The following is a 22,945-nucleotide window of genomic DNA, read 5'->3' on the forward strand; positions in this document are numbered from 1 at the left end:
ACCGTACGTACGGTGGTGTGAGAGGACGGAGGTTAATCACCTCCTCCTACTCGATTTTTATTGATCGAAGGTAGTGGGTAAAATATAATAAGAAGAAAAGAAGGGATTCTTGCATTTTTGCAGAATTCCGTATATATTAAAATTAAAGTCAAATATAGTCAAAGTCAACTGGCAGAGGAGGGATTATGTGAGGAATATCTCTGATGTCATTGAGCAATATTTAAAGCAAGTATTAAATATGAGCGGAAAAGATATCGTTGAGATTAAACGTAGCGAAATTGCAGATAAGTTTCAGTGCGTTCCTTCGCAAATTAACTATGTCATTAATACACGGTTTACATTAGAAAGAGGGTACATTGTTGAGAGTAAGCGAGGCGGCGGTGGTTATATCCGCATAATGAAAGTGAAGACTCAAAGTGCCTCTCAGCTTATTGATCATTTATTGTCGCTTGTTCAAGACCGAATTAGCCAAACAAATGGAGAACATATTATTCAACGCTTATTAGATGAAAAGGTAATTTCAAAACGAGAAGCGAATATGATGTTAAGCATTATTGATCGCACGGTTTTATCTCTTGATCTTCCTCATCGTGACGAGCTGCGTGCGCGCATATTAAAAGCGATGCTGACATCGTTAAAGTATATGTAGAGAGGGTGAATGCTTTGATATGTCAAGAGTGTAATCAACGACCAGCAACGCTCCATTTTACTAAAATTGTTAATGGGGAGAAAACAGAAATTCATCTTTGTGAGCAATGCGCTCACGAAAAAGGCGAAATGTTTATGTTCCCACATCAAGGAGCTTTTTCAATCAACAATTTAATTGCCGGACTATTAAATATGGATGCATCGCTAAAAGAACAAAAAGCTCCATCTTTTCACAATGAACATGTATTACAATGCGAGCGTTGTAAAATGACATACGCCCAGTTTGTTAAAGTCGGTCGTTTTGGTTGTGCGAATTGTTATGAAACGTTTCGCAGCCATTTACCACCTATTTTTCGAAAGTTACATGGAGGACATGTAGCACATGAGGGAAAAATTCCGAAGCGAGTAGGAGGTACGTTGTACGTCCGTAAGCAAATCGGGCAGTTGAAACAAATGTTACAGGAGCTTATTGCTAAAGAACAATTCGAGAAAGCTGCTGAAGTGCGTGACCAAATTCGAGAACTCGAAGCAAAATTAAATACGGAAGGGGGCGCTTCATTATATGAATGAACATTTGTTTTTCCAACGCGCTCTCAGTCCATGGATGAACGAAGAGGGACCAGATTCTGATATTGTGTTAAGTAGCCGTATTCGTTTGGCGAGAAATATGAAACGATATTCATTTCCGACCGTATTTACAAATGAAGAGGCCATACAAATTGTTCAATTGTTTGAACAGTTGTTTTCGCAAAAGCAATTCGGTGATCTTGGTCCTTTTGTTTTATTGAAAATGAATGAATTGCAAGCCATTGAAAAGCGTGTGTTAGTCGAAAAACATTTGATTAGTCCTCATTTAGCTGAAGATTGTACATTTGGTGCATGTTTATTATCGGAACAAGAAGAAGCAAGCATTATGATCAATGAGGAAGATCATATTCGTATCCAATGTTTGTTTGCAGGTTTTCAATTAAAAGAAGCGTTAAAAATGGCTAACGCTTTAGACGACTGGATTGAACAACACATTGACTATGCTTTTGATGAAAAGTACGGTTATTTGACGAGCTGTCCTACAAATGTCGGAACAGGACTACGTGCGTCTGTTATGATGCATTTGCCAGGTCTTGTGTTAACGCAGCAAATGAATCAAATTATTCCTGCAATTAATCAGCTCGGTTTAGTTGTTCGTGGCACGTATGGAGAAGGCAGCGAAGCGTTAGGAAACATTTTTCAAATTTCAAATCAAATTACATTAGGAAAAAGTGAAGAGGATATTGTTGAAGATTTAACAGGAGTTGTTCGTCAATTAATTGAACAAGAACGAATGGCACGTGAGGCATTAGTCAAAACTTCTAACATACAATTAGAAGATAGGGTATATCGTTCTTACGGTGTGTTAACAAACAGTCGAATCATCGGTTCAAAAGAAGCGGCCCAATGTTTATCTGATGTACGGTTAGGCATTGATCTCGGATATATTACGAACGTACCAAAAACAATTTTAACAGAGCTGATGATTTTGACGCAGCCCGGCTTTTTACAAAAATATGCTGGTGGTGCATTACGCCCGCAGGAACGGGATGTTCGTCGTGCGTCGCTCATTCGTGAACGATTATACCAATGGAAGTGAATTAAAGGAGGTTGATGGAAATGATGTTCGGACGTTTTACAGAACGAGCACAAAAGGTGTTAGCATTAGCGCAAGAAGAAGCTGTTCGATTAGGACATAATAATATTGGGACAGAGCACATTTTACTTGGTCTTATTCGGGAAGGGGAAGGAATTGCAGCAAAAGCTCTTATGGCACTCGGACTAGGACCAGATAAAATTCAAAAAGAAGTAGAATCGCTCATTGGACGCGGAAATGAGGTTGGACAAACAATTCATTACACACCTCGTGCCAAGAAAGTAATTGAATTGTCAATGGATGAAGCTAGGAAGCTTGGACATTCTTACGTTGGGACAGAACACATTTTGCTCGGTCTTATTCGAGAAGGAGAAGGCGTAGCTGCTCGCGTTCTAAATAATTTAGGGGTAAGCTTAAATAAAGCTCGTCAGCAAGTACTTCAATTATTAGGAAGCAATGAGTCTGCCTCAGGACATCATGGGGGAACCACGCATGCGAATACGCCAACGTTAGACAGTTTAGCCCGTGATTTAACAGCGATCGCACGTGAAGGCGGTTTAGATCCTGTCATTGGAAGAAGTAAAGAAATTCAACGTGTTATTGAGGTGTTAAGCCGCAGAACGAAAAATAACCCTGTTTTAATCGGAGAGCCAGGTGTAGGGAAAACGGCTATTGCTGAAGGACTAGCTCAACAAATTGTCAATAACGAAGTACCAGAGACGCTTCGCGATAAGCGCGTCATGACGCTTGATATGGGAACAGTCGTTGCAGGTACAAAATATCGTGGTGAATTTGAAGATCGTTTGAAAAAAGTGATGGATGAAATTCGCCAGGCTGGCAACATCATTTTGTTTATTGACGAATTGCATACGCTCATCGGAGCAGGCGGTGCGGAAGGGGCTATTGATGCATCAAATATTTTAAAACCGTCCCTTGCGCGTGGAGAATTACAATGCATCGGGGCAACAACATTAGATGAATACCGAAAATATATTGAAAAAGACGCCGCATTAGAAAGACGTTTCCAACCAATTCACGTTGGGGAACCAACGGTTGAGGAATCGATTCAAATTTTAAAAGGCTTGCGAGATCGTTACGAAGCTCATCATCGCGTTTCTATTTCAGATGAGGCGATTGAGCAGGCAGTAAAGCTTTCAGACCGCTATATTTCGGATCGATTTTTACCAGATAAAGCAATTGATTTAATTGACGAAGCTTGCTCGAAAGTACGCTTACGTTCGTTTACGACACCACCAAATTTAAAAGAGCTTGAACAAAAACTTGAGGAAATTCGCAAAGAAAAAGATGCAGCTGTGCAAAGTCAAGAGTTTGAAAAAGCAGCATCATTACGAGATGCAGAACAAAAATTGCGCGAACAACTTGAAGAAACAAAGCGGGCATGGAAAGAGAAACAAGGTCAAGAAAACTCTGAAGTGACTGTAGAAGATATTGCAGCTGTTGTATCAAGTTGGACGGGAATTCCGGTATCTAAATTAGCTCAAACAGAAACAGAACGATTATTAAAGTTAGAAGAAATTTTACATTCTCGCGTCATCGGGCAAGAAGAGGCAGTAAAAGCTGTTGCTAAAGCGGTTCGTCGTGCTCGTGCAGGATTAAAAGATCCAAAGCGTCCAATTGGCTCGTTTATTTTCCTCGGACCGACGGGTGTAGGAAAAACAGAGTTAGCGCGAGCGCTTGCTGAAGCGATGTTTGGCGATGAAGATGCGATGATTCGTATCGATATGTCTGAATATATGGAGAAACATTCGACATCACGTCTTGTCGGTTCACCTCCAGGATACGTCGGCTATGAAGAAGGGGGACAATTAACGGAAAAAGTTCGTCGCAAACCGTATTCTGTCATCTTATTAGATGAGATTGAAAAAGCGCATCCAGATGTATTTAACATTTTATTACAAGTGCTAGAGGATGGACGTTTAACTGATTCGAAAGGACGCACTGTTGATTTCCGCAATACGATCATTATTATGACATCAAACGTTGGTGCTGACGCCTTGAAGAGAAATAAATACGTTGGATTTAATGTACAAGATGAGAGCCAACAGTATAAAGATATGAAAGGGAAAGTGATGGACGAGTTGAAAAAGGCGTTTCGTCCGGAATTTTTAAACCGAATTGACGAAATTATTGTGTTCCATTCCCTTGAAAAGAAACATTTGAAGGAAATTGTTTCATTAATGGTTGAGCAATTGAAAAAGCGTCTACAAGAACAACAAATTGATTTAGAGTTAACAGATGCAGCGATTGAAAAATTAGCTGAAGAAGGTTATGACTTAGAATACGGTGCACGTCCATTGCGTCGAGCGATTCAAAAACATGTTGAAGATCGTTTATCTGAAGAACTGTTAAAAGGAACGATTAGCAGCGGACAGAAAGTCGTTATGGATGTAAAAGACGGTCAGTTTGTTGTGCTAACGAAAGAGACAGTAAAATAATGAAAACAAGGTATGCTTACACGCATACCTTGTTTTTCATCATGAAAGGAATGGAGTCATGGTTAAACGAAAAACAAAATTCGTTTGTCAACATTGTGGATATGAAACGGCGAAATGGATGGGAAAATGTCCAGGTTGTCATTCATGGAACACAATGGTCGAAGAAACGGAAATAGTAAAACCACATAACCGTGCGTTATTTGTGCATACAGAAGGGATAGCAACCAAACCTGTATCAATTACGACGGTAGAAACAACACAAGAACCGAGAATCGACACGGAGTTTACAGAGTTTAATCGCGTGCTCGGGGGCGGAATTGTTCGAGGTTCCCTTGTTTTAATTGGCGGGGATCCAGGTATTGGGAAATCGACGTTGTTGTTACAAATTTGTGCTCAACTCGCAAGCGATGCCCACTCCGTTTTATATATTTCGGGGGAGGAATCAGTAAAACAAACGAAGTTGCGCGCTGAGCGGTTACATGTGACAGCTGAACATTTATACGTTTTATCTGAAACAAATTTAGAACATATTATCCAAACGGTTGATGAAATGAAGCCGGCGTTTGTCGTTATTGATTCGATCCAAACGATATACCGCTCAGAAATTACATCTGCACCAGGGAGTGTTTCACAAGTTCGTGAATGTACAGCAGAGTTAATGCGAGTAGCTAAAACGAAAGGTATTGCGATTTTTATTGTTGGGCATGTTACGAAGGAAGGGGCGCTTGCAGGGCCGCGCATTTTAGAGCATATGGTTGACACCGTATTATATTTTGAAGGAGAGCGCCATCATACGTATCGCATTTTACGAGCGGTGAAAAATCGATTTGGTTCCACAAATGAAATCGGTATTTTCGAAATGAAAGAAGTGGGGCTTACAGAAGTTAAAAACCCGTCAGAAATTTTTTTAGAAGAGCGTTCGAAAGGGGCAGCAGGGTCAACGGTTGTCGCTTCGATGGAAGGAACGAGACCGGTATTAGTGGAAATTCAAGCATTAGTATCGCCAACTAGTTTCGGAACGCCGCGTCGAATGGCAACAGGAATAGATCATAATCGCGTTTCTTTACTAATGGCTGTGCTTGAAAAAAGAGTTGGTTTGCTTCTCCAAAACCAAGATGCTTATTTAAAAGTAGCTGGTGGCATAAAGTTAGATGAACCTGCGATTGACTTAGCGATTGCGGTAAGCATTGCATCTAGTTTTCGTGATCAACCAACAAATCATACGGATGTCGTTATTGGGGAAGTCGGATTGACAGGTGAGGTGCGTCGTGTATCCCGTATTGAACAGCGCGTGCAAGAAGCTGCTAAACTTGGCTTTCAGCGCATCATTATTCCGAAAAGCAATCTCGGCGGTTGGAACATTCCAAAAGGTGTTGAAATTATCGGAGTAGTTAATGTAGAAGAGGCGCTATACTACGCATTAGGAGAAGGGAAAAATGGTCCAATATTTTAACAAAACCATTAAAAAATGATTAAAAATGATGTTCAGATTGGTTTCAAACATTGGAAACTGTTTATAATGTAATAGAGGAGGTGAAAAAACGTGTTAAAACGAATTGTGCAAGCATCTTTTTTAATTACTGGGGGAATGCTAGGAATTATTTTCTTTCCTACTTTGTTAAAACTATTGCATCTAAACGATCTTCCTTATGTCGATAGCCCATATGTAGCGGCCCCAGTCGGTGCGATCATCGTATTCCTTCTCACGTTCTGGTTAGTCGATCATGTGGTTGGACTTATTCATTGGATGGAAGAAACGTTAGTCAAAGCGCCCGTAACAGACTTGTTATTCGGGAGTCTCGGTTTAATTTTTGGGCTTATTGTTGCCTTTTTAGTCGTCATTCCATTAAACTCTATTCAAATTCCGCTTGTTAATACGATATTGCCCATTTTTCTTACGTTATTATTAGGCTATTTAGGATTTCAAGTTGGATTTAAAAAACGTGATGAGTTAATGAATCTCTTTTCTTTGCCAAATCGGAGCGGAAAGAAAAAAGGTGGCGAGGAAGAAGAGAAAAAGGGGAAATCGCTGAAAATTTTAGATACGAGTGTCATTATTGACGGGCGTATTGCGGATATTTGTCAAACGGGCTTTTTGGAAGGGACGATTGTCATTCCTCGTTTTGTCCTAGAAGAATTGCAGCATATTGCTGATTCTTCGGATGCGTTAAAAAGAAATCGCGGACGGAGAGGGCTTGATATTTTAAACCGTATCCAAAAAGAGTTAGCCATTAACGTTGAAATATACGAAGGTGATTTTGAAGGAGTTCAAGAAGTCGACAGCAAGCTCGTCAAATTGGCTCAATTGACATCAGGTGTTGTTGTCACAAATGACTTTAATTTAAATAAAGTATGTGAACTACAAAATGTTCCCGTATTAAATATTAACGACTTGGCGAACGCAGTAAAACCGATTGTTCTTCCAGGTGAAGAATTGAATGTTCACGTCATTAAAGACGGAAAAGAACAAAATCAAGGTGTTGCTTATTTAGATGACGGAACGATGATCGTTGTAGAAGATGGGAAGGATTATATCGGAAAACGAGTGGATGTGCTTGTAACGAGCGTGTTACAAACGTCAGCTGGAAGAATGATTTTTGCCAAACTAAAGCTACTTGAAAAAGCATTATAAGCTGTTAGGAGATAGGAAAATGAATTACCACGTCGTTATACCGGCAGCTGGCCAAGGAAAACGAATGAATGCAGGAATCAATAAACAATTTATCGAACTTGGAGGCGTACCCGTTATTATCCATACGTTACGTGTATTCGAACGAGATGATTTTTGTCAAGGCATTGTGTTAGTCATTAATAATCAAGAACGTGAGCAGTTTGTTCATATGCTTCATCGTTTTGAAATAAAAAAAGTGAAATCCCTCGTTTTAGGAGGGGAAGAAAGGCAGCAAAGCGTCTATAATGGATTAAAAGCGGTGAATGACGGTCATATTGTGCTCATTCATGATGGTGCTCGTCCGTTTGTAACGATAAATAAAATTCACGAACTCGTTCGAGTGACAAAAGACACAGGAGCAGCTGTGTTAGCTGTTCCTGCCAAAGATACGATGAAACAGGTGATCGATGGCCATATTGAAAAAACGGTCGATCGATCGAGCTTGTGGGCTGTACAAACGCCACAAGCTTTTTCCATGCCGTTAATTCTCGACGCTCATGAGCGTGCAAAAAAAGAACAGTTTATCGGAACAGATGATGCAAGTCTTGTTGAGCGGATCGGTCATCGCGTCGTTGTTGTAGAAGGCGAATATACAAACATTAAACTTACAACAAAAGAAGATTTATTATTTGCGGAAGCGATTTTACGTGCGAGAGGGGATCGATGATGTATCGAATTGGACAAGGGTTTGATGTCCATCAGTTTGCTGAAGGGCGTCCACTTATTATTGGTGGAATCAACATTCCGTATGAGAAAGGATTGCTGGGGCATTCCGATGCGGACGTGTTGTTACATGCGATTGCTGATGCTTGTTTAGGAGCTATTGGTGAAGGAGATATTGGGAAACATTTTCCTGATACAGATGAGGCTTACAAAGATGCTGATTCTGCACTCCTTCTGCAACGCGTATGGAACCTTGTGCAGCAACATGGATATGCGCTTGTGAATGTTGACTGCACAATTATTGCTCAAAAACCAAAAATGGCACCACATATTCCAAATATGCGAAAACGAATTGCTGAGTTGTTAAAAGGAGATGTTTCACAAGTTAATGTAAAAGCGACGACGACGGAAAAGCTTGGCTTTACAGGGAGAGAAGAAGGAATTGCCGCACAAGCTGTTGTTTTGTTACAAAAAAATAATGAATGATGGATTTTGTATGCGGTTTACGGTACAATGAGGTACAGAAATTAGGTAGATGGAGGTCATGACATGTCACAGGAAGTAAGGGTGCGCTACGCGCCGAGTCCGACGGGTCATTTACATATTGGTGGTGCGCGCACAGCATTATTTAACTATTTGTTTGCTCGTCATCATCATGGAAAATTTATCGTTCGCATTGAAGATACAGATATTGAGCGGAATGTAGAAGGTGGCGAACAGTCACAACTTGAAAATTTAAAATGGCTCGGTATTGAATATGATGAATCGGTAGACAAAGATGGAGGATATGGTCCCTATCGTCAAACGGAGCGTCTGCACATATATCGCCAATATACAAACGAATTGTTAGAAAAAGGACATGCATATAAATGTTTTTGTACACCTGAGGAACTAGAACAAGAGCGTGAAGCACAGAAAGCGGCAGGTATTGCAGCGCCACAGTATAGCGGCAAATGCCGTCACCTAACGCCAGAGCAAGTCGAACAGCTTGAAGCAGAGGGGAAACCATATACGATTCGTTTAAAAGTGCCAGAAGGAAAAGTGTATGAATTTGAAGATATGGTGCGCGGTCGTGTATCGTTCGAATCGAAAGATATTGGCGATTGGGTGATCGTCAAAGCGAATGGTATCCCAACGTATAACTTCGCTGTTGTCATTGATGATCATCTCATGAAAATTACACATGTATTCCGCGGTGAAGAGCATTTATCGAACACACCGAAACAGTTAATGGTGTATGAATATTTTGGCTGGGAGCCGCCAAAATACGCTCATTTAACATTAATTGTAAATGAAAATCGCAAAAAATTATCAAAGCGTGATGAATCGATTATTCAATTCGTTTCCCAATATAAAGAACTTGGATATTTACCAGAAGCGATGTTTAACTTTTTTGCGCTATTAGGTTGGTCGCCAGAAGGGGAAGAAGAGATTTTTACAAAAGAAGAGCTTATTCGCATGTTTGATGTTTCTCGTTTATCAAAATCCCCGTCCATGTTTGATAAGCAAAAGTTAACATGGATGAACAACCAATATATCAAAAAACTTGATTTGGACCGATTAGTTGAACTATCGCTTCCACATTTAATTCGAGCTGGTCGTTTGCCAGAACAAATGACAGATGAACAAAAAAAATGGGCTCGTGATTTAATTGCACTATATCAAGAGCAGATGAGCTACGGTGCTGAAATTGTTGAGCTATCAGAGTTGTTCTTTAAACAAGAAATCGAGTATGATGAAGAAGCAAAGGCTGTTTTAGCAGGTGAGCAAGTACCGCTTGTGTTAAAAGCATTTTACGAGCAAATTGAACAGCTTGCAACGTTTGATAGTGACCACATTAAAGTGGCAATTAAAGCGGTACAAAAAGAAACCGGACAAAAAGGGAAAAACTTATTTATGCCGATTCGTGTAGCGGTAACAGGGCAAACGCACGGTCCAGAACTTCCAGAGGCGATTCGTTTGCTTGGAAAAGAAACAGCAATGTCTCGATTAGCAAAATTCATCCGTTAACATTTCCTCGTTTATATAATAAAATAGGTGTAACCTATATTGATGAAAGCGTTGATGAGGAGAAGTAAAAAGAATCAGCATGTCAGAGAGAACCACCTTGGCTGGAAGTGGTTTATGCTTGATTCTTTTGAAATGCACCTCGGAGCCTCCTTTCGAACCAGAGACGTTCTGTAGTAGAATGGAGCGGATTCCCTTCCGTTATAAGGGCAAGAGTGAGCCTTCGGCTAAACAGAGTGGAACCGCGCAATGAAGCGTCTCTGTGTCATCGTACACAGAGACGTTTTTTATTTAGAAGATAACAAAGGGGGGAACAACATGTTTAAAACATTAAAAGAGGACATTGAAGTTATTTTTGAACAAGATCCGGCAGCAAGAAGTTATTTAGAAGTCATTTTAACGTATTCGGGGCTACACGCCATTTGGGCACACCGCATTGCCCACGCGCTGTATAAACGAAAATTTTATTTTTTAGCACGCCTCATTTCGCAAATTAGTCGTTTTTTTACTGGTATTGAAATTCATCCTGGTGCAAAAATTGGCCGCCGCTTTTTCATTGATCACGGCATGGGAGTTGTCATTGGGGAAACGTGCGAGATCGGTGATAATGTGACCGTGTATCAAGGTGTCACACTCGGTGGAACCGGTAAAGAAAAAGGAAAACGTCATCCGACGATTAAAGATAATTGCTTGATTGCTACCGGTGCAAAGGTGCTTGGTTCGATTACTGTTGGGGAAAACAGTAAAATTGGGGCAGGATCGGTCGTATTGAAAGATGTCCCACCGAACTCAACGGTTGTCGGAATTCCAGGTCGTGTCGTTGTACAAAATGGTGTGCGTGTGAATAAAGATTTAAATCATTGTGATTTGCCGGACCCGATTGCAGATCGTTTTAAAGAGTTAGAATCAGAAATCGAGCAACTAAAAGCGCAATTAGAAGAACTAAAGAAAGGAACGGTGAACCATGAGCATTCAAGTGTATAATACGTTAACGCGGAAAAAGGAGCCATTTGTCCCATTAGAACCAAATAAAGTGAAAATGTATGTATGCGGTCCGACAGTATATAACTACATTCATATTGGCAATGCCCGCCCGGCCATTGTGTTTGATACGATTCGACGCTACTTACAATTTCGTGGATATGAAGTGCAATACGTATCAAATTTCACAGATGTAGACGATAAACTCATTCGTGCAGCAAAAGAATTAGGAGAAGATGTACCGACCATTGCAGAACGTTTCATTGAAGCATACTTTGAAGATATTACAGCGCTTGGCTGCAAAAAAGCAGACGTTCATCCACGAGTGACAGAAAACATGGATGCGATCATCCAATTTATTGAACAACTCATTGAAAAAGGGTATGCGTATGAAGTTGACGGTGATGTATATTATCGAACGCGCCGCTTCTCAAGTTATGGGAAATTGTCTCATCAATCGATTGATGAACTAAAATCAGGAGCTCGCATTGAAATTGGTGAGAAAAAAGAAGATCCTCTGGACTTTGCGCTCTGGAAAGCGGCGAAAGAAGGTGAAATTTACTGGAATAGCCCATGGGGGAAAGGGCGTCCGGGTTGGCATATTGAATGTTCAGCCATGGCGCGTAAATATTTAGGAGATACGATTGACATTCATGCTGGGGGGCAAGATTTAACGTTTCCGCACCACGAAAATGAAATTGCCCAATCTGAAGCGTTAACAGGAAAACCTTTTGCGAAATATTGGTTGCATAACGGTTACATCAATATCGATAATGAAAAAATGTCAAAATCGCTCGGGAACTTTATTTTAGTGCACGACATTATTAAGCAAGTTGATCCGCAGGTGTTACGTTTCTTTATGCTTTCTGTTCATTATCGCCATCCGATCAACTATAGCCAACCGTTGCTTGACAGTGCAAAAAGTGGGTTAGAACGTTTAAAGACAGCATATGCGAATTTAAAACATCGTTTAGAAAGCAGTACAAATTTAACGATAAACGATGAACAATGGCTGACGAAAATTGAAGATTTAAAAAATGAATTTATTCGTGAAATGGATGATGATTTTAATACAGCAAACGGGATCGCCGTTTTGTTTGAACTAGCTAAACAAGCGAACGTATATTTGATGGAGAAGCATACATCCCAAGCGGTTATTCAAAAGTTTTTACAACAATTTGAACAGCTTTTTGATGTACTCGGTCTTTCTTTAAAACAAGATGAATTACTTGATGAAGAAATTGAAGCGCTCATCCAACAGCGAATTGAAGCAAGAAAAAATCGCGATTTTGCATTAGCTGACCGCATTCGTGATGAACTAAAGGCGAAAAACATTATTTTAGAAGATACACCACAAGGAACGAGATGGAGAAGAGGATAAAACAATGCTGCATTTGTTTCCTAAAATTAAAGATTTTCAACAGTTAAACGGTTTAACGTTAGCTTATATTGGTGATGCCGTATATGAATTATTCGTACGGCATCACCTCCTTACCTTAGGAAAAGTAAAACCAAACGATTTACACAACTTAGCAAAAACATACGTTTGTGCGAAAGCGCAAGCACAAGTGTTGCAATGGTTGCTCAATCATAACCAGCTTTCTGAACAGGAAGTTTCCATTGTTCGAAGAGGTCGCAATGCAAAATCAGGGAGTACCCCGAGGAATACAGACGTGCAAACATATCGTCAAAGTACAGGGTTTGAAGCGTTGATCGGCTACCATTTTTTAAGCAGAAATGAAGAACGTCTCCATCAATTAATACGGTGGGCGTTAGAGGTACATCGCAATGATGAGGAAAGGAGGAAGTAATGATGGATCTCATTATTGGTAAAAACCCCGTGTTAGAAGCATTAAAGTCCGGACGCGAGATGAATAAAATATGGATTGCTGAAGGTTCGCAACGCGGTCAAATGCAATCGATCATTCAGCTCGCAAAAGAGATGGGGATTACAGTACAATATGTTCCTAAAAAAAAGATGGATCAATTAAGTGAGGGCAATCATCAAGGAGTCATTGCGCAAGTTGCTGCATATCGATACTATGACATAGATGATTTATTCAAACAGGCAGAAGAAAAAGGGGAAGCACCATTTTTTATTATTTTAGACGAACTTGAAGATCCACACAATTTAGGATCGATTATGCGAACAGCCGATGCGGTAGGTGCTCATGGCATCATTATCCCGAAGCGGCGCTCGGTCGGTTTAACTGCAACGGTAGCGAAAGCGTCAACGGGTGCGATTGAATATGTGCCTGTTGCGCGTGTAACAAACTTAGCGCGAATAGTAGACGAATTAAAAGAGAGAGGTGTTTGGATTTTTGGAACAGATGCGAAAGGAAATCAAGATTATCGTCAACTTGATGGGGTTATTCCGTTAGCCTTAATTATCGGTAGTGAAGGGAAAGGAATAAGCCGTTTATTGCGAGATAAATGCGATGTACTCGTTCGCTTGCCGATGATTGGACATGTCACATCGTTAAATGCTTCTGTTGCGGCGAGCTTGTTAATGTATGAGGTGTATCGAAAGCGTCATCCATTAGGTGAGTAAAATGGATATTTTAATCGTTGATGGCTATAACATCATCGGTGCCTGGCCAGAACTGCGTGAGTTACGCGATACAGATTTATCGTTAGCTCGCGACCGACTTGTCGAGAAAATGGCAGAATATCAAGCATTTACTGGTTGTAAAGTTATTATTGTTTTCGACGCACACCTCGTACAAGGAACAACAAAAAAATATGTCGATCATCAAGTAGAGGTCATTTTCACAAAGGAAAACGAAACGGCTGATGAGCATATCGAGAAATTGGCGAAATCGCTCCAACGAGTTCGGACAAAAGTATATGTCGCTACGTCAGACTATACGGAACAATGGGCGATTTTCGGTCAAGGGGCGTTACGGAAATCAGCTCGAGAGCTACTCATTGAAGTGGATGCGGTGCAGCGGAATATTTCAACGAACGTCAAGCACATTCAACAAAAAAAGCCAATATCAAAAATTCCTCTGACAGACGAAGTGGCAAAAATTTTCGAAAAATGGCGAAGAGGGGAAAAATGAACGATTGACCCTGTAAAAAAATGTACTGTATAATACTTTTATCCATGTGCAGGGCGGGGGGATCGGCGTGAGCGCAAATGCAAACGAAAAACAACAAAGCCGTTACGAACAACTAGAAGATGAAATGATTGTAGAACTCGTACATCAAGGTGATAGTGAGGCGCTTGATTACTTAATTCATAAGTATAAAAATTTTGTCCGAGCGAAAGCACGTTCATATTTTTTAGTCGGTGCAGATCGCGAAGATATTGTGCAAGAAGGGATGATTGGGCTGTATAAAGCAATCCGAGATTTTAAAGAAGATAAGCAGTCTTCGTTTAAGGCGTTTGCGGAGCTATGTATTACTCGGCAAATGATTACAGCCATTAAAATGGCCACCCGACAAAAACATATTCCACTCAATTGTTACGTTTCATTGGACAAGCCGATTTACGAAGATGATTCTGCCCGTACATTGATGGACGTTCTTTCGGGGACCAAAATAACAAACCCTGAAGAGCTAATTATTAATAGAGAAGAGTTTGATCATATTGAAGAGAAGATGACAGAACTACTTAGCGATTTAGAGAGAAAAGTACTTCTCCTTTATTTAGAAGGTCGATCATATCAGGAAATTTCGGAAGAGCTTAATCGTCACGTGAAATCCATTGACAACGCGTTGCAGCGCGTGAAACGCAAATTAGAAAAGTATGTAGAAATTCAAGGAATTCGTTTATAATATTGACATAAAAAAATATTGTATGATACAGTTTTTAAGACGTAGTATCCCGGAGGGAAACGTATGCGCAAAAAAGTGATTTTAGCGTGTAGCCAATGTTTAAGCCGAAATTATTCAACGATGAAAAATATAGCTCATCACCATGAGCGACTCGAAATAAAGAAGTTTTGTAAAACATGCCATACGCATACGATTCACCGCGAAACGAAGTAGTTGATGATCCCGAGATGTTGGAGGGTTTCCTATGCAACGAGTAACGAAATTTTTCCGCGAAGTTGTTCGCGAGATGAAAAAAGTCAGCTGGCCAAAACGAAAAGAATTGGTGAACTATACGATTACCGTTTTAGCGACAGTAGCATTTTTCACCGTATTTTTTGCTGTTATTGATTTAGGAATTTCAGAGTTAGTTCGTTTTATACTTGAATAGTAGTAGTATATCCATGGTATAATGAAAGATAACAAACAAGAAAATAAAGCCCGGTAACGGGTTTTTATTTTGCCTAAAAAAGATTTGTTTAGGGAGGGAAGGACGATATCGTCCCAACGAATGGAAAAGAATTGGTATGTTATTCATACGTACTCGGGTTATGAAAATAAAGTAAAAACGAACTTAGAGAAGCGTGTTGAGTCGATGGGTATGCAAGATAAAATTTTTCGCGTGGTCGTGCCTGAAGAGGAAGAAACAGACACAAAAGGGGGCAAAAAGAAAGTTGTCAAAAAGAAAGTGTTTCCAGGTTACGTGCTCGTGGAAATGATTATGACAGACGACTCTTGGTATGTCGTTCGTAATACCCCGGGGGTAACAGGGTTTGTCGGTTCAGCTGGTGCTGGATCGAAGCCGACGCCACTTCTGGAAGAAGAAGTTTCCGCGATTTTAAAACGAATGGGCGTTGATTTAACTGAGTTAGATTTTGATTTCGAATTAAATGAAGCCGTTAGAATTAAAGAAGGTCCATTTGCGAATTTTGTTGGAACGATCCAAGAAATCGAAATGGATAAGCAAAAAGTAACTGTGCTCGTTGACATGTTTGGACGTGAAACACCAGTAGAGCTTGACTTTTCACAAATTGAAAAAATATAATAGTAAACAACTTGCAAACGAGCAAGAAAAGTGATAATATTTTAAGGTCAGTATGTCTCAATCATTGAGACGAATGCGATGATTGTTTTCATATATGGAGTGGGAGGGAATATCCCTAATACCACATCACGGACTTAAGGAGGTGTGTCTCGTGGCTAAAAAAGTAATTAAAGTTGTCAAATTGCAAATTCCTGCAGGGAAAGCGAATCCAGCACCACCAGTCGGTCCAGCATTAGGTCAAGCTGGTGTTAACATCATGGGATTCTGTAAAGAATTCAACGCTCGTACAGCTGATCAAGCAGGTTTAATTATTCCTGTTGAAATTACGGTATACGAAGACCGTTCATTTACATTTATTACGAAAACTCCACCTGCTGCTGTATTACTTAAAAAAGCGGCTGGTATCGAGTCTGGTTCTGGTGAGCCAAACCGTAATAAAGTGGCAACAGTAAAGCGCGACAAAGTGCGCGAGATTGCTGAAACAAAAATGCCAGACTTAAACGCGGCGAGCATTGAAGCAGCTATGCGCATGATCGAAGGAACAGCGCGCAGCATGGGTATCGTCATCGAAGATTAATGAAGATCTGGCTGGAGAAGGTTGCGGAAGCGAACTATATAGTTTTCGCAACCTTTATTCGTGGGAGGTCTTTCCGTTAAAACCACAAAAGGAGGAAATAAAAATGCCAAAAAGAGGAAAACGTTACTTAGAGGCAGCGAAGTTAATTGATCGCTCAAAAGCATACGCTGTGCAAGAGGCGATCGAATTAGTGAAAAAGACAAATGTTGCAAAATTTGATGCAACAGTAGAGGTTGCTTTCCGTTTAGGAGTTGATCCGAAGAAAGCAGATCAACAAATTCGCGGTGCGGTTGTATTGCCACACGGTACAGGTAAAGTACGCCGCGTGTTAGTGCTTGCGAAAGGTGAAAAAGCGAAAGAAGCAGAAGCAGCAGGTGCAGATTACGTAGGTGATACAGATTACATCAACAAAATTCAACAAGGTTGGTTTGAGTTTGATGTTATCGTTGCGACTCCTGATATGATGGGTGAAGTAGGTAAAATCGGTCGTATTTTAGGACCAAAAGGTTTAATGCCGAACCCTAAAACAGGAACAGTTACATTTGATGTGGCGAAAGCAGTCAATGAAATTAAAGCTGGTAAAGTAGAATACCGCGTTGACAAAGCTGGAAACATCCACGTGCCAATCGGTAAAGTATCATTTGATACTGAAAAATTAGTAGAAAACTTCGCGACAATTTATGAGACAATCTTAAAAGTGAAACCAGCAGCGGCGAAGGGCACATACGTGAAAAACGTAACAGTTGCTTCAACAATGGGTCCTGGCGTAAAAGTGGATCCTTCCACTGTTGCTGTTGCTAACTAATTATAGATATTGACTTCTTAGAGATGCTTTAGTATACTATCTATTGTTTGAAAAGCGAATATCATTTGTACCGTAGACAGTAGGTGCCTCAAACAGGCTTAATTTCCTACCGAGGTGTTGAGACTGATAAATAAGCGCATACGTGCGTTTTTAGGGGCCTCCATGTCTACGTTGGCATGGAGGTTTTTTATTGGACGGTATAAGTGATGTCGAAACTCAACTTCTACAGGAGGTGTTGACATGAGCAGCGTACTTGAACAAAAGCAGCAGCTAGTAGCGGAGATTGCTGAAAAGCTTCGCGCGAGCAAATCAACGATCATCGTTGATTACCGTGGTTTGAATGTCGCTCAAGTTACAGAACTTCGTAAGCAACTTCGTGAAGCGGGCATCGAGTTTAAAGTGTACAAAAACACATTAACTCGTCGTGCTGTTGCTGAGTTAGGCTTAGAAGGTTTAGATGAAACATTAACAGGTCCGAATGCGATTGCATTCAGCAATGATGATGTCGTTGCTCCTGCAAAAATTTTAAACGAATTCGCGAAAAAGAACGAAGCGTTAAAAATTAAAGCAGGTATCATCGAAGGCAACGTAGCAACACTTGAAGAAGTTAAGGCGCTTGCAGAGCTTCCATCTCGCGAAGGCTTGCTCTCTATGTTGCTTAGCGTTCTTCAAGCACCAATTCGTAACTTTGCTCTTGTTACAAAAGCAGTTGCTGAGAAAAAAGAAGAACAAGGTGCTTAATTTACAAATCGCCTAAAATTAAAACATTAAGGAGGAAGATCGATCATGACTAAAGAACAAATCATTGAAGCGGTTAAAAATATGACTGTTTTAGAATTAAACGACTTAGTAAAAGCAATTGAAGAAGAATTTGGTGTAACTGCTGCTGCTCCTGTAGTAGTTGCTGGCGGTGCTGCTGCTGGTGCTGCTGTTGAAGAAAAAACTGAATTTGACGTTATCCTTGCGGATGGCGGCGCGCAAAAGATCAAAGTTATCAAAGTTGTACGCGAACTTACTGGTCTTGGCTTAAAAGAAGCAAAAGACTTAGTAGACAACACTCCAAAGCCAGTTAAAGAAGGCGTTTCTAAAGAAGAAGCTGAAGAAATCAAAGCGAAGCTTGAAGAAGCTGGCGCGAAAGTTGAAATCAAGTAATGATATAAAAAAGCTCGCTCAAAGTGGCGAGCTTTTTTGTGTTTTTATGTGCATTCGTTTACAATAAAGGAAAGAGAGGTGAAAGTGATGGGTGATCACTACTATACGGAGCGACCTGTTGTAGAAAGTAAGCCGTTTCAATGGACGTATACGTTGCGAGGTCATCAGTTTTTATTTACCGTTGATCAAGGTGTGTTTTCAAAAAAAGAAGTCGATTTCGGTTCTCGGCTACTAATTGAAACATTCGTGGAACCAGATGTGTATGGAAATATTCTTGATGTTGGTTGTGGATATGGACCAATCGGGTTGGCGCTAGCAAAAGATTTTCCACATCGAACCGTTCATATGATCGATGTAAATGAGCGAGCAATTGAGTTGGCCAAGAAAAATAAACAGCAAAATGGTATTGGAAATGCCTGTATTTACATAAGTAACTTATTTGACCGAGTAGAAGGGGTATTTGCATCGATCGTGACAAACCCACCGATTCGTGCCGGAAAAGCAGTTGTTCATTCCATTTTTGAGCAAAGTGCAAACTATTTGCTTCCGGGTGGTCAACTATGGGTTGTTATTCAAAAGAAACAAGGGGCTCCATCCGCTTTAGAAAAGTTAAAAATGATTTTTGATGAAGTTGATGTTGTGGAAAAGAAAAAAGGTTACTTCATTATTCGGGCACAAAAAGCTTGACGCCTAATTTTGTGTATGATACCATTATAAAATGCTAAATGTGTATTTTTTTTAGTTTACGTATGCTGTGTATGTATGTATAATTTTAGTTTTAAAGGAAAAACTTATAAAATATATAATAGGTCAAACATGTGGTTTTCTTATAAGAAACCATTTCTTTTTTGTCTGATGACAAGTTATTAATGTTTGATTTGAGGGGTGAATCAGTTGACAGGTCAACTAGTTCAATACGGACGACACCGCCAACGAAGAAGTTATGCGCGCATTAGTGAAGTGTTAGAACTACCAAACTTAATCGAAATTCAAACTTCTTCTTATCAGTGGTTTCTCGACGAAGGATTGCGTGAAATGTTTCAAGATATTTCACCGATCGAAGATTTTACAGGAAATTTGTCACTAGAATTTATTGATTACAGCTTAGGAGAACCGAAGTACTCTGTCGAAGAGTCAAAAGAACGCGATGTTACATACGCAGCGCCGCTTCGGGTCAAAGTGCGCCTAATCAATAAAGAAACAGGTGAAGTAAAAGAACAAGATGTGTTTATGGGGGACTTCCCATTAATGACAGAAACGGGCACATTCATTATCAATGGTGCTGAACGTGTTATCGTTTCTCAGCTTGTTCGTTCACCGAGCGTATATTACAGCGGAAAAGTAGATAAAAACGGAAAACGTGGGTTTACGGCTACTGTCATTCCGAACCGCGGTGCATGGCTCGAATACGAAACAGACGCAAAAGACGTTGTGTATGTTCGCATTGATCGTACGCGTAAGTTACCTGTAACCGTGTTATTGCGAGCGTTAGGTTTTGGCTCAGACCAAGAGATTGTCGATTTACTTGGTGATAACGAGTATATTCGTAATACGTTAGAAAAAGACAATACGGAAAGTACAGAAAAAGCATTGCTTGAAATTTATGAACGGTTACGTCCAGGGGAGCCGCCTACCGTTGAAAACGCAAAAAGTTTGTTGATCTCTCGTTTCTTTGATCCAAAACGATATGATTTAGCAAGCGTTGGTCGTTATAAAATCAACAAAAAGCTCCATATTAAAAACCGTTTATTCGGTCAACGTTTAGCAGAAACACTCGTTCATCCGGAAACGGGTGAAGTGATTGCTGAAAAAGGAACGGTTCTCGATCGGAGAACGCTCGACCGCATTTTACCTGAGCTTGAAAAAGGGATCGGTATACGTAAATACCAACCGCTTGGGGGCGTTGTCGAAGATGAGTTTGCTTTGCAAGCAATCAAAATTTATGCTCCAAACGATCCAGATGGCGAAAAAGTCATCACAGTCATTAGTAATGGATATATTCCAGAAACAGTAAAACATATTACACCTGCAGATATTATTGCATCTATTAGCTACTTCTTTAACTTGTTGCATGGCGTTGGTGATACAGACGATATCGACCATTTAGGAAATCGTCGACTCCGTTCTGTTGGGGAGTTGTTGCAAAATCAGTTCCGAATTGGTCTTTCGCGCATGGAGCGCGTTGTTCGTGAACGGATGTCCATTCAAGATACAAACACAATTACACCACAGCAACTCATTAACATTCGTCCGGTCATTGCGGCTATTAAAGAGTTTTTCGGAAGCTCACAATTATCACAATTCATGGACCAGACAAACCCGCTTGCAGAATTGACACATAAGCGTCGTCTCTCTGCGCTTGGTCCTGGCGGTTTAACGCGTGAACGTGCTGGTTTTGAAGTGCGTGACGTTCACTATTCGCACTATGGCCGCATGTGTCCGATTGAAACGCCAGAAGGTCCGAACATCGGATTAATTAACTCGCTTTCGACATACGCGAAAGTGAATAAATTCGGCTTTATTGAAACGCCTTATCGTCGTGTTGATCCTGAGACAGGAAAAGTAACGAATCAAATTGACTATTTAACAGCGGATGAAGAAGATAACTACGTTGTTGCCCAAGCAAACGTTCCAATTGCAGAAGATGGAACATTTTTGGAAGAAAATGTTGTTGCTCGTTTCCGTGGTGAAAACATTGTTGTTAAGCGAGATCGCGTTGACTATGTAGACGTTTCACCAAAGCAAGTTGTATCCGTAGCGACGGCTTGCATCCCATTCTTAGAAAACGATGACTCAAACCGTGCGCTTATGGGTGCCAACATGCAACGTCAAGCTGTTCCACTGATGCAACCGGAAGCTCCAATCGTTGGTACAGGAATGGAGTATGTCGCAGCGAAAGACTCTGGTGCTGCAGTCATTTGTAAGCATCGTGGAATTGTTGAACGAGTCGAAGCGAAAGAAATTTGGGTGCGCCGTTTAATTGAAGTCGATGGAAAAGAAGTCAAAGGTGATTTAGATAAATATCGTTTATTGAAGTTTGTTCGTTCAAACCAAGGAACGTGCTACAATCAACGCCCGATTGTCAAAGCGGGTGACATTGTAGAGAAAGGCGAGATTTTAGCTGACGGTCCATCGATGGAAAAAGGGGAGTTAGCGCTTGGTCGCAACGTGCTTGTTGCGTTCATGACATGGGATGGATACAACTACGAAGACGCGATTATTATGAGCGAGCGTCTTGTAAAAGACGATGTGTATACATCCATTCATATTGAGGAATATGAATCCGAAGCGCGCGACACGAAGCTCGGTCCAGAAGAAATTACGCGCGATATTCCAAACGTCGGTGAAGATGCACTTCGCAACTTAGATGAACGAGGTATTGTACGCATCGGTGCAGAAGTGAAAGATGGAGACTTGCTTGTCGGTAAAGTTACTCCAAAAGGTGTTACTGAGTTAACTGCTGAAGAGCGCTTGTTGCACGCTATCTTTGGCGAGAAAGCACGCGAAGTTCGAGATACTTCTTTACGTGTACCGCACGGTGGAGGTGGAATTGTCCTCGATGTCAAAGTGTTTACTCGCGAAGACGGCGATGAGCTGCCACCAGGTGTAAATCAACTTGTTCGTGTGTACATTGTACAAAAACGGAAAATTTCCGAAGGTGACAAAATGGCAGGACGCCACGGAAATAAAGGGGTTATTTCCCGTATTTTGCCTGAAGAAGATATGCCGTTTTTACCAGATGGTACACCAGTTGATATTATGTTAAACCCGTTGGGCGTACCTTCGCGTATGAACATCGGGCAAGTACTCGAGTTGCATCTCGGAATGGCAGCAAGAAAGTTAGGTCTTCATGTTGCTTCGCCTGTATTTGACGGTGCTCGTGAAGAAGATGTATGGGCGACGTTAGAAGAAGCAGGAATGGCGCGTGATGCGAAAACAGTTTTATACGATGGACGCACTGGAGAGCCGTTTGATAATCGAGTTTCTGTCGGCATTATGTACATGATTAAGCTTGCGCACATGGTTGACGATAAATTGCATGCTCGTTCGACAGGTCCGTACTCGCTTGTGACGCAACAACCACTTGGTGGAAAAGCGCAGTTTGGTGGTCAGCGTTTCGGTGAGATGGAAGTATGGGCGCTTGAAGCATACGGTGCAGCTTATACGTTACAAGAAATTTTAACTGTCAAATCAGACGATGTAGTTGGCCGTGTGAAAACATATGAAGCGATCGTAAAAGGCGAAAACGTTCCAGAACCAGGCGTTCCTGAATCGTTTAAAGTATTAATTAAAGAGTTACAAAGCTTAGGTATGGACGTAACAGTTTTATCAAGTGATGAAAAAGAAATTAGTATGGAAAACTTCGGGGAAGATGATGACGTTCAACCAGTTGACATCATCCCACCTACAGATGAGTCAGCCAAAGAAGATGAAGGCGTTGTTGTAAAAGAATAGTGTGTTGACATAAGGGTAAAACCTGGATATTAAAAGGGAGGTAGG

General features: G+C 40.7%; 24 protein-coding genes and 2 other annotated features. All 24 genes read left to right on the plus strand.

Translation table 11 applies throughout. The features are described 5' to 3' along the window. Positions 1-238 precede the first annotated feature (238 nt). The 24 genes from CS060_RS08730 (at position 239) to rpoB (ending at position 22,900) form a co-directional block, all read left to right on the plus strand. Positions 239-649: a CtsR family transcriptional regulator gene (locus tag CS060_RS08730; RefSeq protein ID WP_369795720.1), complete on the plus strand. Its 411-nt coding sequence runs from the start codon at positions 239-241 to the stop codon at positions 647-649. Between the two features lie 14 nt (positions 650-663). After that, positions 664-1,218 carry a protein-arginine kinase activator protein McsA gene (gene mcsA, locus CS060_RS08735; RefSeq protein WP_035046908.1) on the plus strand — a complete coding sequence of 185 codons (555 nt, stop codon included), beginning with the start codon at positions 664-666 and terminating at the stop codon, positions 1,216-1,218. Then, on the plus strand, positions 1,211-2,275 hold the full coding sequence (gene mcsB, locus CS060_RS08740; RefSeq protein ID WP_035046906.1) for a protein-arginine kinase McsB: 1,065 nt from the start codon (positions 1,211-1,213) through the stop codon (positions 2,273-2,275). The genes mcsA and mcsB overlap by 8 nt, the downstream gene beginning before the upstream one ends. Positions 2,276-2,295: 20 nt before the next feature. After that, positions 2,296-4,728, plus strand: a complete 2,433-nt coding sequence (gene clpC / locus CS060_RS08745; protein WP_035046904.1) for an ATP-dependent protease ATP-binding subunit ClpC — start codon at positions 2,296-2,298, stop codon at positions 4,726-4,728. Between the two features lie 58 nt (positions 4,729-4,786). After that, positions 4,787-6,181, plus strand: coding sequence for a DNA repair protein RadA (gene radA / locus CS060_RS08750; RefSeq protein WP_035046902.1), 1,395 nt, complete (start codon positions 4,787-4,789; stop codon positions 6,179-6,181). Between the two features lie 90 nt (positions 6,182-6,271). After that, entirely contained in the window at positions 6,272-7,360 is a 1,089-nt protein-coding gene (locus CS060_RS08755; protein WP_099668884.1) for a PIN/TRAM domain-containing protein, read from the plus strand. Positions 7,361-7,379: 19 nt separating this feature from the next. Next, positions 7,380-8,066 (plus strand): 2-C-methyl-D-erythritol 4-phosphate cytidylyltransferase, encoded by a 687-nt coding sequence (gene ispD / locus CS060_RS08760; RefSeq protein WP_035046915.1) that lies wholly within the window; start codon positions 7,380-7,382, stop codon positions 8,064-8,066. Continuing rightward, positions 8,066-8,548 (plus strand): 2-C-methyl-D-erythritol 2,4-cyclodiphosphate synthase, encoded by a 483-nt coding sequence (gene ispF / locus CS060_RS08765; protein WP_035046913.1) that lies wholly within the window; start codon positions 8,066-8,068, stop codon positions 8,546-8,548. Before ispD ends, ispF begins: the two co-directional genes overlap by 1 nt. A 63-nt stretch (positions 8,549-8,611) precedes the next feature. Continuing rightward, positions 8,612-10,072: a glutamate--tRNA ligase gene (gltX, locus tag CS060_RS08770; protein ID WP_035046900.1), complete on the plus strand. Its 1,461-nt coding sequence runs from the start codon at positions 8,612-8,614 to the stop codon at positions 10,070-10,072. 42 nt (positions 10,073-10,114) lie between these two features. After that, positions 10,115-10,334: a binding site (T-box leader), on the plus strand. Positions 10,335-10,387: 53 nt separating this feature from the next. After that, positions 10,388-11,053, plus strand: coding sequence for a serine O-acetyltransferase (gene cysE, locus CS060_RS08775; protein WP_032101439.1), 666 nt, complete (start codon positions 10,388-10,390; stop codon positions 11,051-11,053). Continuing rightward, the gene (gene cysS / locus CS060_RS08780; protein WP_099668885.1) at positions 11,034-12,431 is read left to right on the plus strand and encodes a cysteine--tRNA ligase; all 1,398 of its coding nucleotides are present in this window, start codon (positions 11,034-11,036) and stop codon (positions 12,429-12,431) included. Before cysE ends, cysS begins: the two co-directional genes overlap by 20 nt. A gap of 4 nt (positions 12,432-12,435) precedes the next feature. Then, entirely contained in the window at positions 12,436-12,861 is a 426-nt protein-coding gene (locus CS060_RS08785) for a Mini-ribonuclease 3 (RefSeq protein ID WP_035046898.1), read from the plus strand. Positions 12,862-12,863: 2 nt separating this feature from the next. Beyond that, the gene (gene rlmB / locus CS060_RS08790; protein ID WP_035046896.1) at positions 12,864-13,601 is read left to right on the plus strand and encodes a 23S rRNA (guanosine(2251)-2'-O)-methyltransferase RlmB; all 738 of its coding nucleotides are present in this window, start codon (positions 12,864-12,866) and stop codon (positions 13,599-13,601) included. Between the two features lies 1 nt (position 13,602). Beyond that, on the plus strand, positions 13,603-14,112 hold the full coding sequence (locus CS060_RS08795; protein ID WP_099668886.1) for an NYN domain-containing protein: 510 nt from the start codon (positions 13,603-13,605) through the stop codon (positions 14,110-14,112). Between the two features lie 67 nt (positions 14,113-14,179). After that, the gene (gene sigH, locus CS060_RS08800; RefSeq protein WP_035046894.1) at positions 14,180-14,830 is read left to right on the plus strand and encodes an RNA polymerase sporulation sigma factor SigH; all 651 of its coding nucleotides are present in this window, start codon (positions 14,180-14,182) and stop codon (positions 14,828-14,830) included. A gap of 63 nt (positions 14,831-14,893) precedes the next feature. Continuing rightward, positions 14,894-15,043: a 50S ribosomal protein L33 gene (gene rpmG, locus CS060_RS08805; protein ID WP_035046891.1), complete on the plus strand. Its 150-nt coding sequence runs from the start codon at positions 14,894-14,896 to the stop codon at positions 15,041-15,043. Between the two features lie 31 nt (positions 15,044-15,074). Beyond that, positions 15,075-15,257, plus strand: coding sequence for a preprotein translocase subunit SecE (gene secE / locus CS060_RS08810; RefSeq protein WP_032101432.1), 183 nt, complete (start codon positions 15,075-15,077; stop codon positions 15,255-15,257). A 120-nt stretch (positions 15,258-15,377) separates the two neighbouring features. Continuing rightward, entirely contained in the window at positions 15,378-15,911 is a 534-nt protein-coding gene (nusG, locus tag CS060_RS08815; protein WP_035046889.1) for a transcription termination/antitermination protein NusG, read from the plus strand. Positions 15,912-16,062: 151 nt separating this feature from the next. Then, positions 16,063-16,488: a 50S ribosomal protein L11 gene (gene rplK, locus CS060_RS08820; protein ID WP_003397643.1), complete on the plus strand. Its 426-nt coding sequence runs from the start codon at positions 16,063-16,065 to the stop codon at positions 16,486-16,488. A 103-nt stretch (positions 16,489-16,591) separates the two neighbouring features. After that, positions 16,592-17,293, plus strand: coding sequence for a 50S ribosomal protein L1 (rplA, locus tag CS060_RS08825; RefSeq protein WP_006322669.1), 702 nt, complete (start codon positions 16,592-16,594; stop codon positions 17,291-17,293). A 52-nt stretch (positions 17,294-17,345) separates the two neighbouring features. After that, positions 17,346-17,491 (plus strand) — a sequence feature (ribosomal protein L10 leader region). Positions 17,492-17,533: 42 nt separating this feature from the next. Then, positions 17,534-18,034 (plus strand): 50S ribosomal protein L10, encoded by a 501-nt coding sequence (gene rplJ / locus CS060_RS08830; protein WP_004888648.1) that lies wholly within the window; start codon positions 17,534-17,536, stop codon positions 18,032-18,034. A gap of 45 nt (positions 18,035-18,079) precedes the next feature. After that, positions 18,080-18,445 (plus strand): 50S ribosomal protein L7/L12, encoded by a 366-nt coding sequence (gene rplL, locus CS060_RS08835; RefSeq protein ID WP_035046887.1) that lies wholly within the window; start codon positions 18,080-18,082, stop codon positions 18,443-18,445. 87 nt (positions 18,446-18,532) lie between these two features. Next, positions 18,533-19,132, plus strand: a complete 600-nt coding sequence (locus tag CS060_RS08840) for a class I SAM-dependent methyltransferase (protein ID WP_099668887.1) — start codon at positions 18,533-18,535, stop codon at positions 19,130-19,132. Between the two features lie 207 nt (positions 19,133-19,339). Continuing rightward, positions 19,340-22,900: a DNA-directed RNA polymerase subunit beta gene (gene rpoB, locus CS060_RS08845; protein ID WP_035020781.1), complete on the plus strand. Its 3,561-nt coding sequence runs from the start codon at positions 19,340-19,342 to the stop codon at positions 22,898-22,900. Positions 22,901-22,945 lie beyond the last annotated feature (45 nt).

The sequence above is a fragment of the Anoxybacillus flavithermus genome (genome assembly GCF_002742685.1).
GTDB lineage: Bacteria > Bacillota > Bacilli > Bacillales > Anoxybacillaceae > Anoxybacillus > Anoxybacillus flavithermus_E.

Bases quoted from the DNA above. Each gene is read 5' to 3' on its own strand.
- CS060_RS08730 (WP_369795720.1), top strand. From the start codon at position 239: ATGAGCGGAAAAGATATCGTTGAGATTAAACGTAGCGAAATTGCAGAT.
- mcsB (WP_035046906.1), top strand. From the start codon at position 1,211: ATGAATGAACATTTGTTTTTCCAACGCGCTCTCAGTCCATGGATGAAC.
- clpC (WP_035046904.1), top strand. From the start codon at position 2,296: ATGATGTTCGGACGTTTTACAGAACGAGCACAAAAGGTGTTAGCATTA.
- radA (WP_035046902.1), top strand. From the start codon at position 4,787: ATGGTTAAACGAAAAACAAAATTCGTTTGTCAACATTGTGGATATGAA.
- ispD (WP_035046915.1), top strand. From the start codon at position 7,380: ATGAATTACCACGTCGTTATACCGGCAGCTGGCCAAGGAAAACGAATG.
- ispF (WP_035046913.1), top strand. From the start codon at position 8,066: ATGTATCGAATTGGACAAGGGTTTGATGTCCATCAGTTTGCTGAAGGG.
- gltX (WP_035046900.1), top strand. From the start codon at position 8,612: ATGTCACAGGAAGTAAGGGTGCGCTACGCGCCGAGTCCGACGGGTCAT.
- cysE (WP_032101439.1), top strand. From the start codon at position 10,388: ATGTTTAAAACATTAAAAGAGGACATTGAAGTTATTTTTGAACAAGAT.
- cysS (WP_099668885.1), top strand. From the start codon at position 11,034: ATGAGCATTCAAGTGTATAATACGTTAACGCGGAAAAAGGAGCCATTT.
- CS060_RS08785 (WP_035046898.1), top strand. From the start codon at position 12,436: ATGCTGCATTTGTTTCCTAAAATTAAAGATTTTCAACAGTTAAACGGT.
- rlmB (WP_035046896.1), top strand. From the start codon at position 12,864: ATGGATCTCATTATTGGTAAAAACCCCGTGTTAGAAGCATTAAAGTCC.
- CS060_RS08795 (WP_099668886.1), top strand. From the start codon at position 13,603: ATGGATATTTTAATCGTTGATGGCTATAACATCATCGGTGCCTGGCCA.
- rpmG (WP_035046891.1), top strand. From the start codon at position 14,894: ATGCGCAAAAAAGTGATTTTAGCGTGTAGCCAATGTTTAAGCCGAAAT.
- secE (WP_032101432.1), top strand. From the start codon at position 15,075: ATGCAACGAGTAACGAAATTTTTCCGCGAAGTTGTTCGCGAGATGAAA.
- nusG (WP_035046889.1), top strand. From the start codon at position 15,378: ATGGAAAAGAATTGGTATGTTATTCATACGTACTCGGGTTATGAAAAT.
- rplA (WP_006322669.1), top strand. From the start codon at position 16,592: ATGCCAAAAAGAGGAAAACGTTACTTAGAGGCAGCGAAGTTAATTGAT.
- rplJ (WP_004888648.1), top strand. From the start codon at position 17,534: ATGAGCAGCGTACTTGAACAAAAGCAGCAGCTAGTAGCGGAGATTGCT.
- rplL (WP_035046887.1), top strand. From the start codon at position 18,080: ATGACTAAAGAACAAATCATTGAAGCGGTTAAAAATATGACTGTTTTA.
- CS060_RS08840 (WP_099668887.1), top strand. From the start codon at position 18,533: ATGGGTGATCACTACTATACGGAGCGACCTGTTGTAGAAAGTAAGCCG.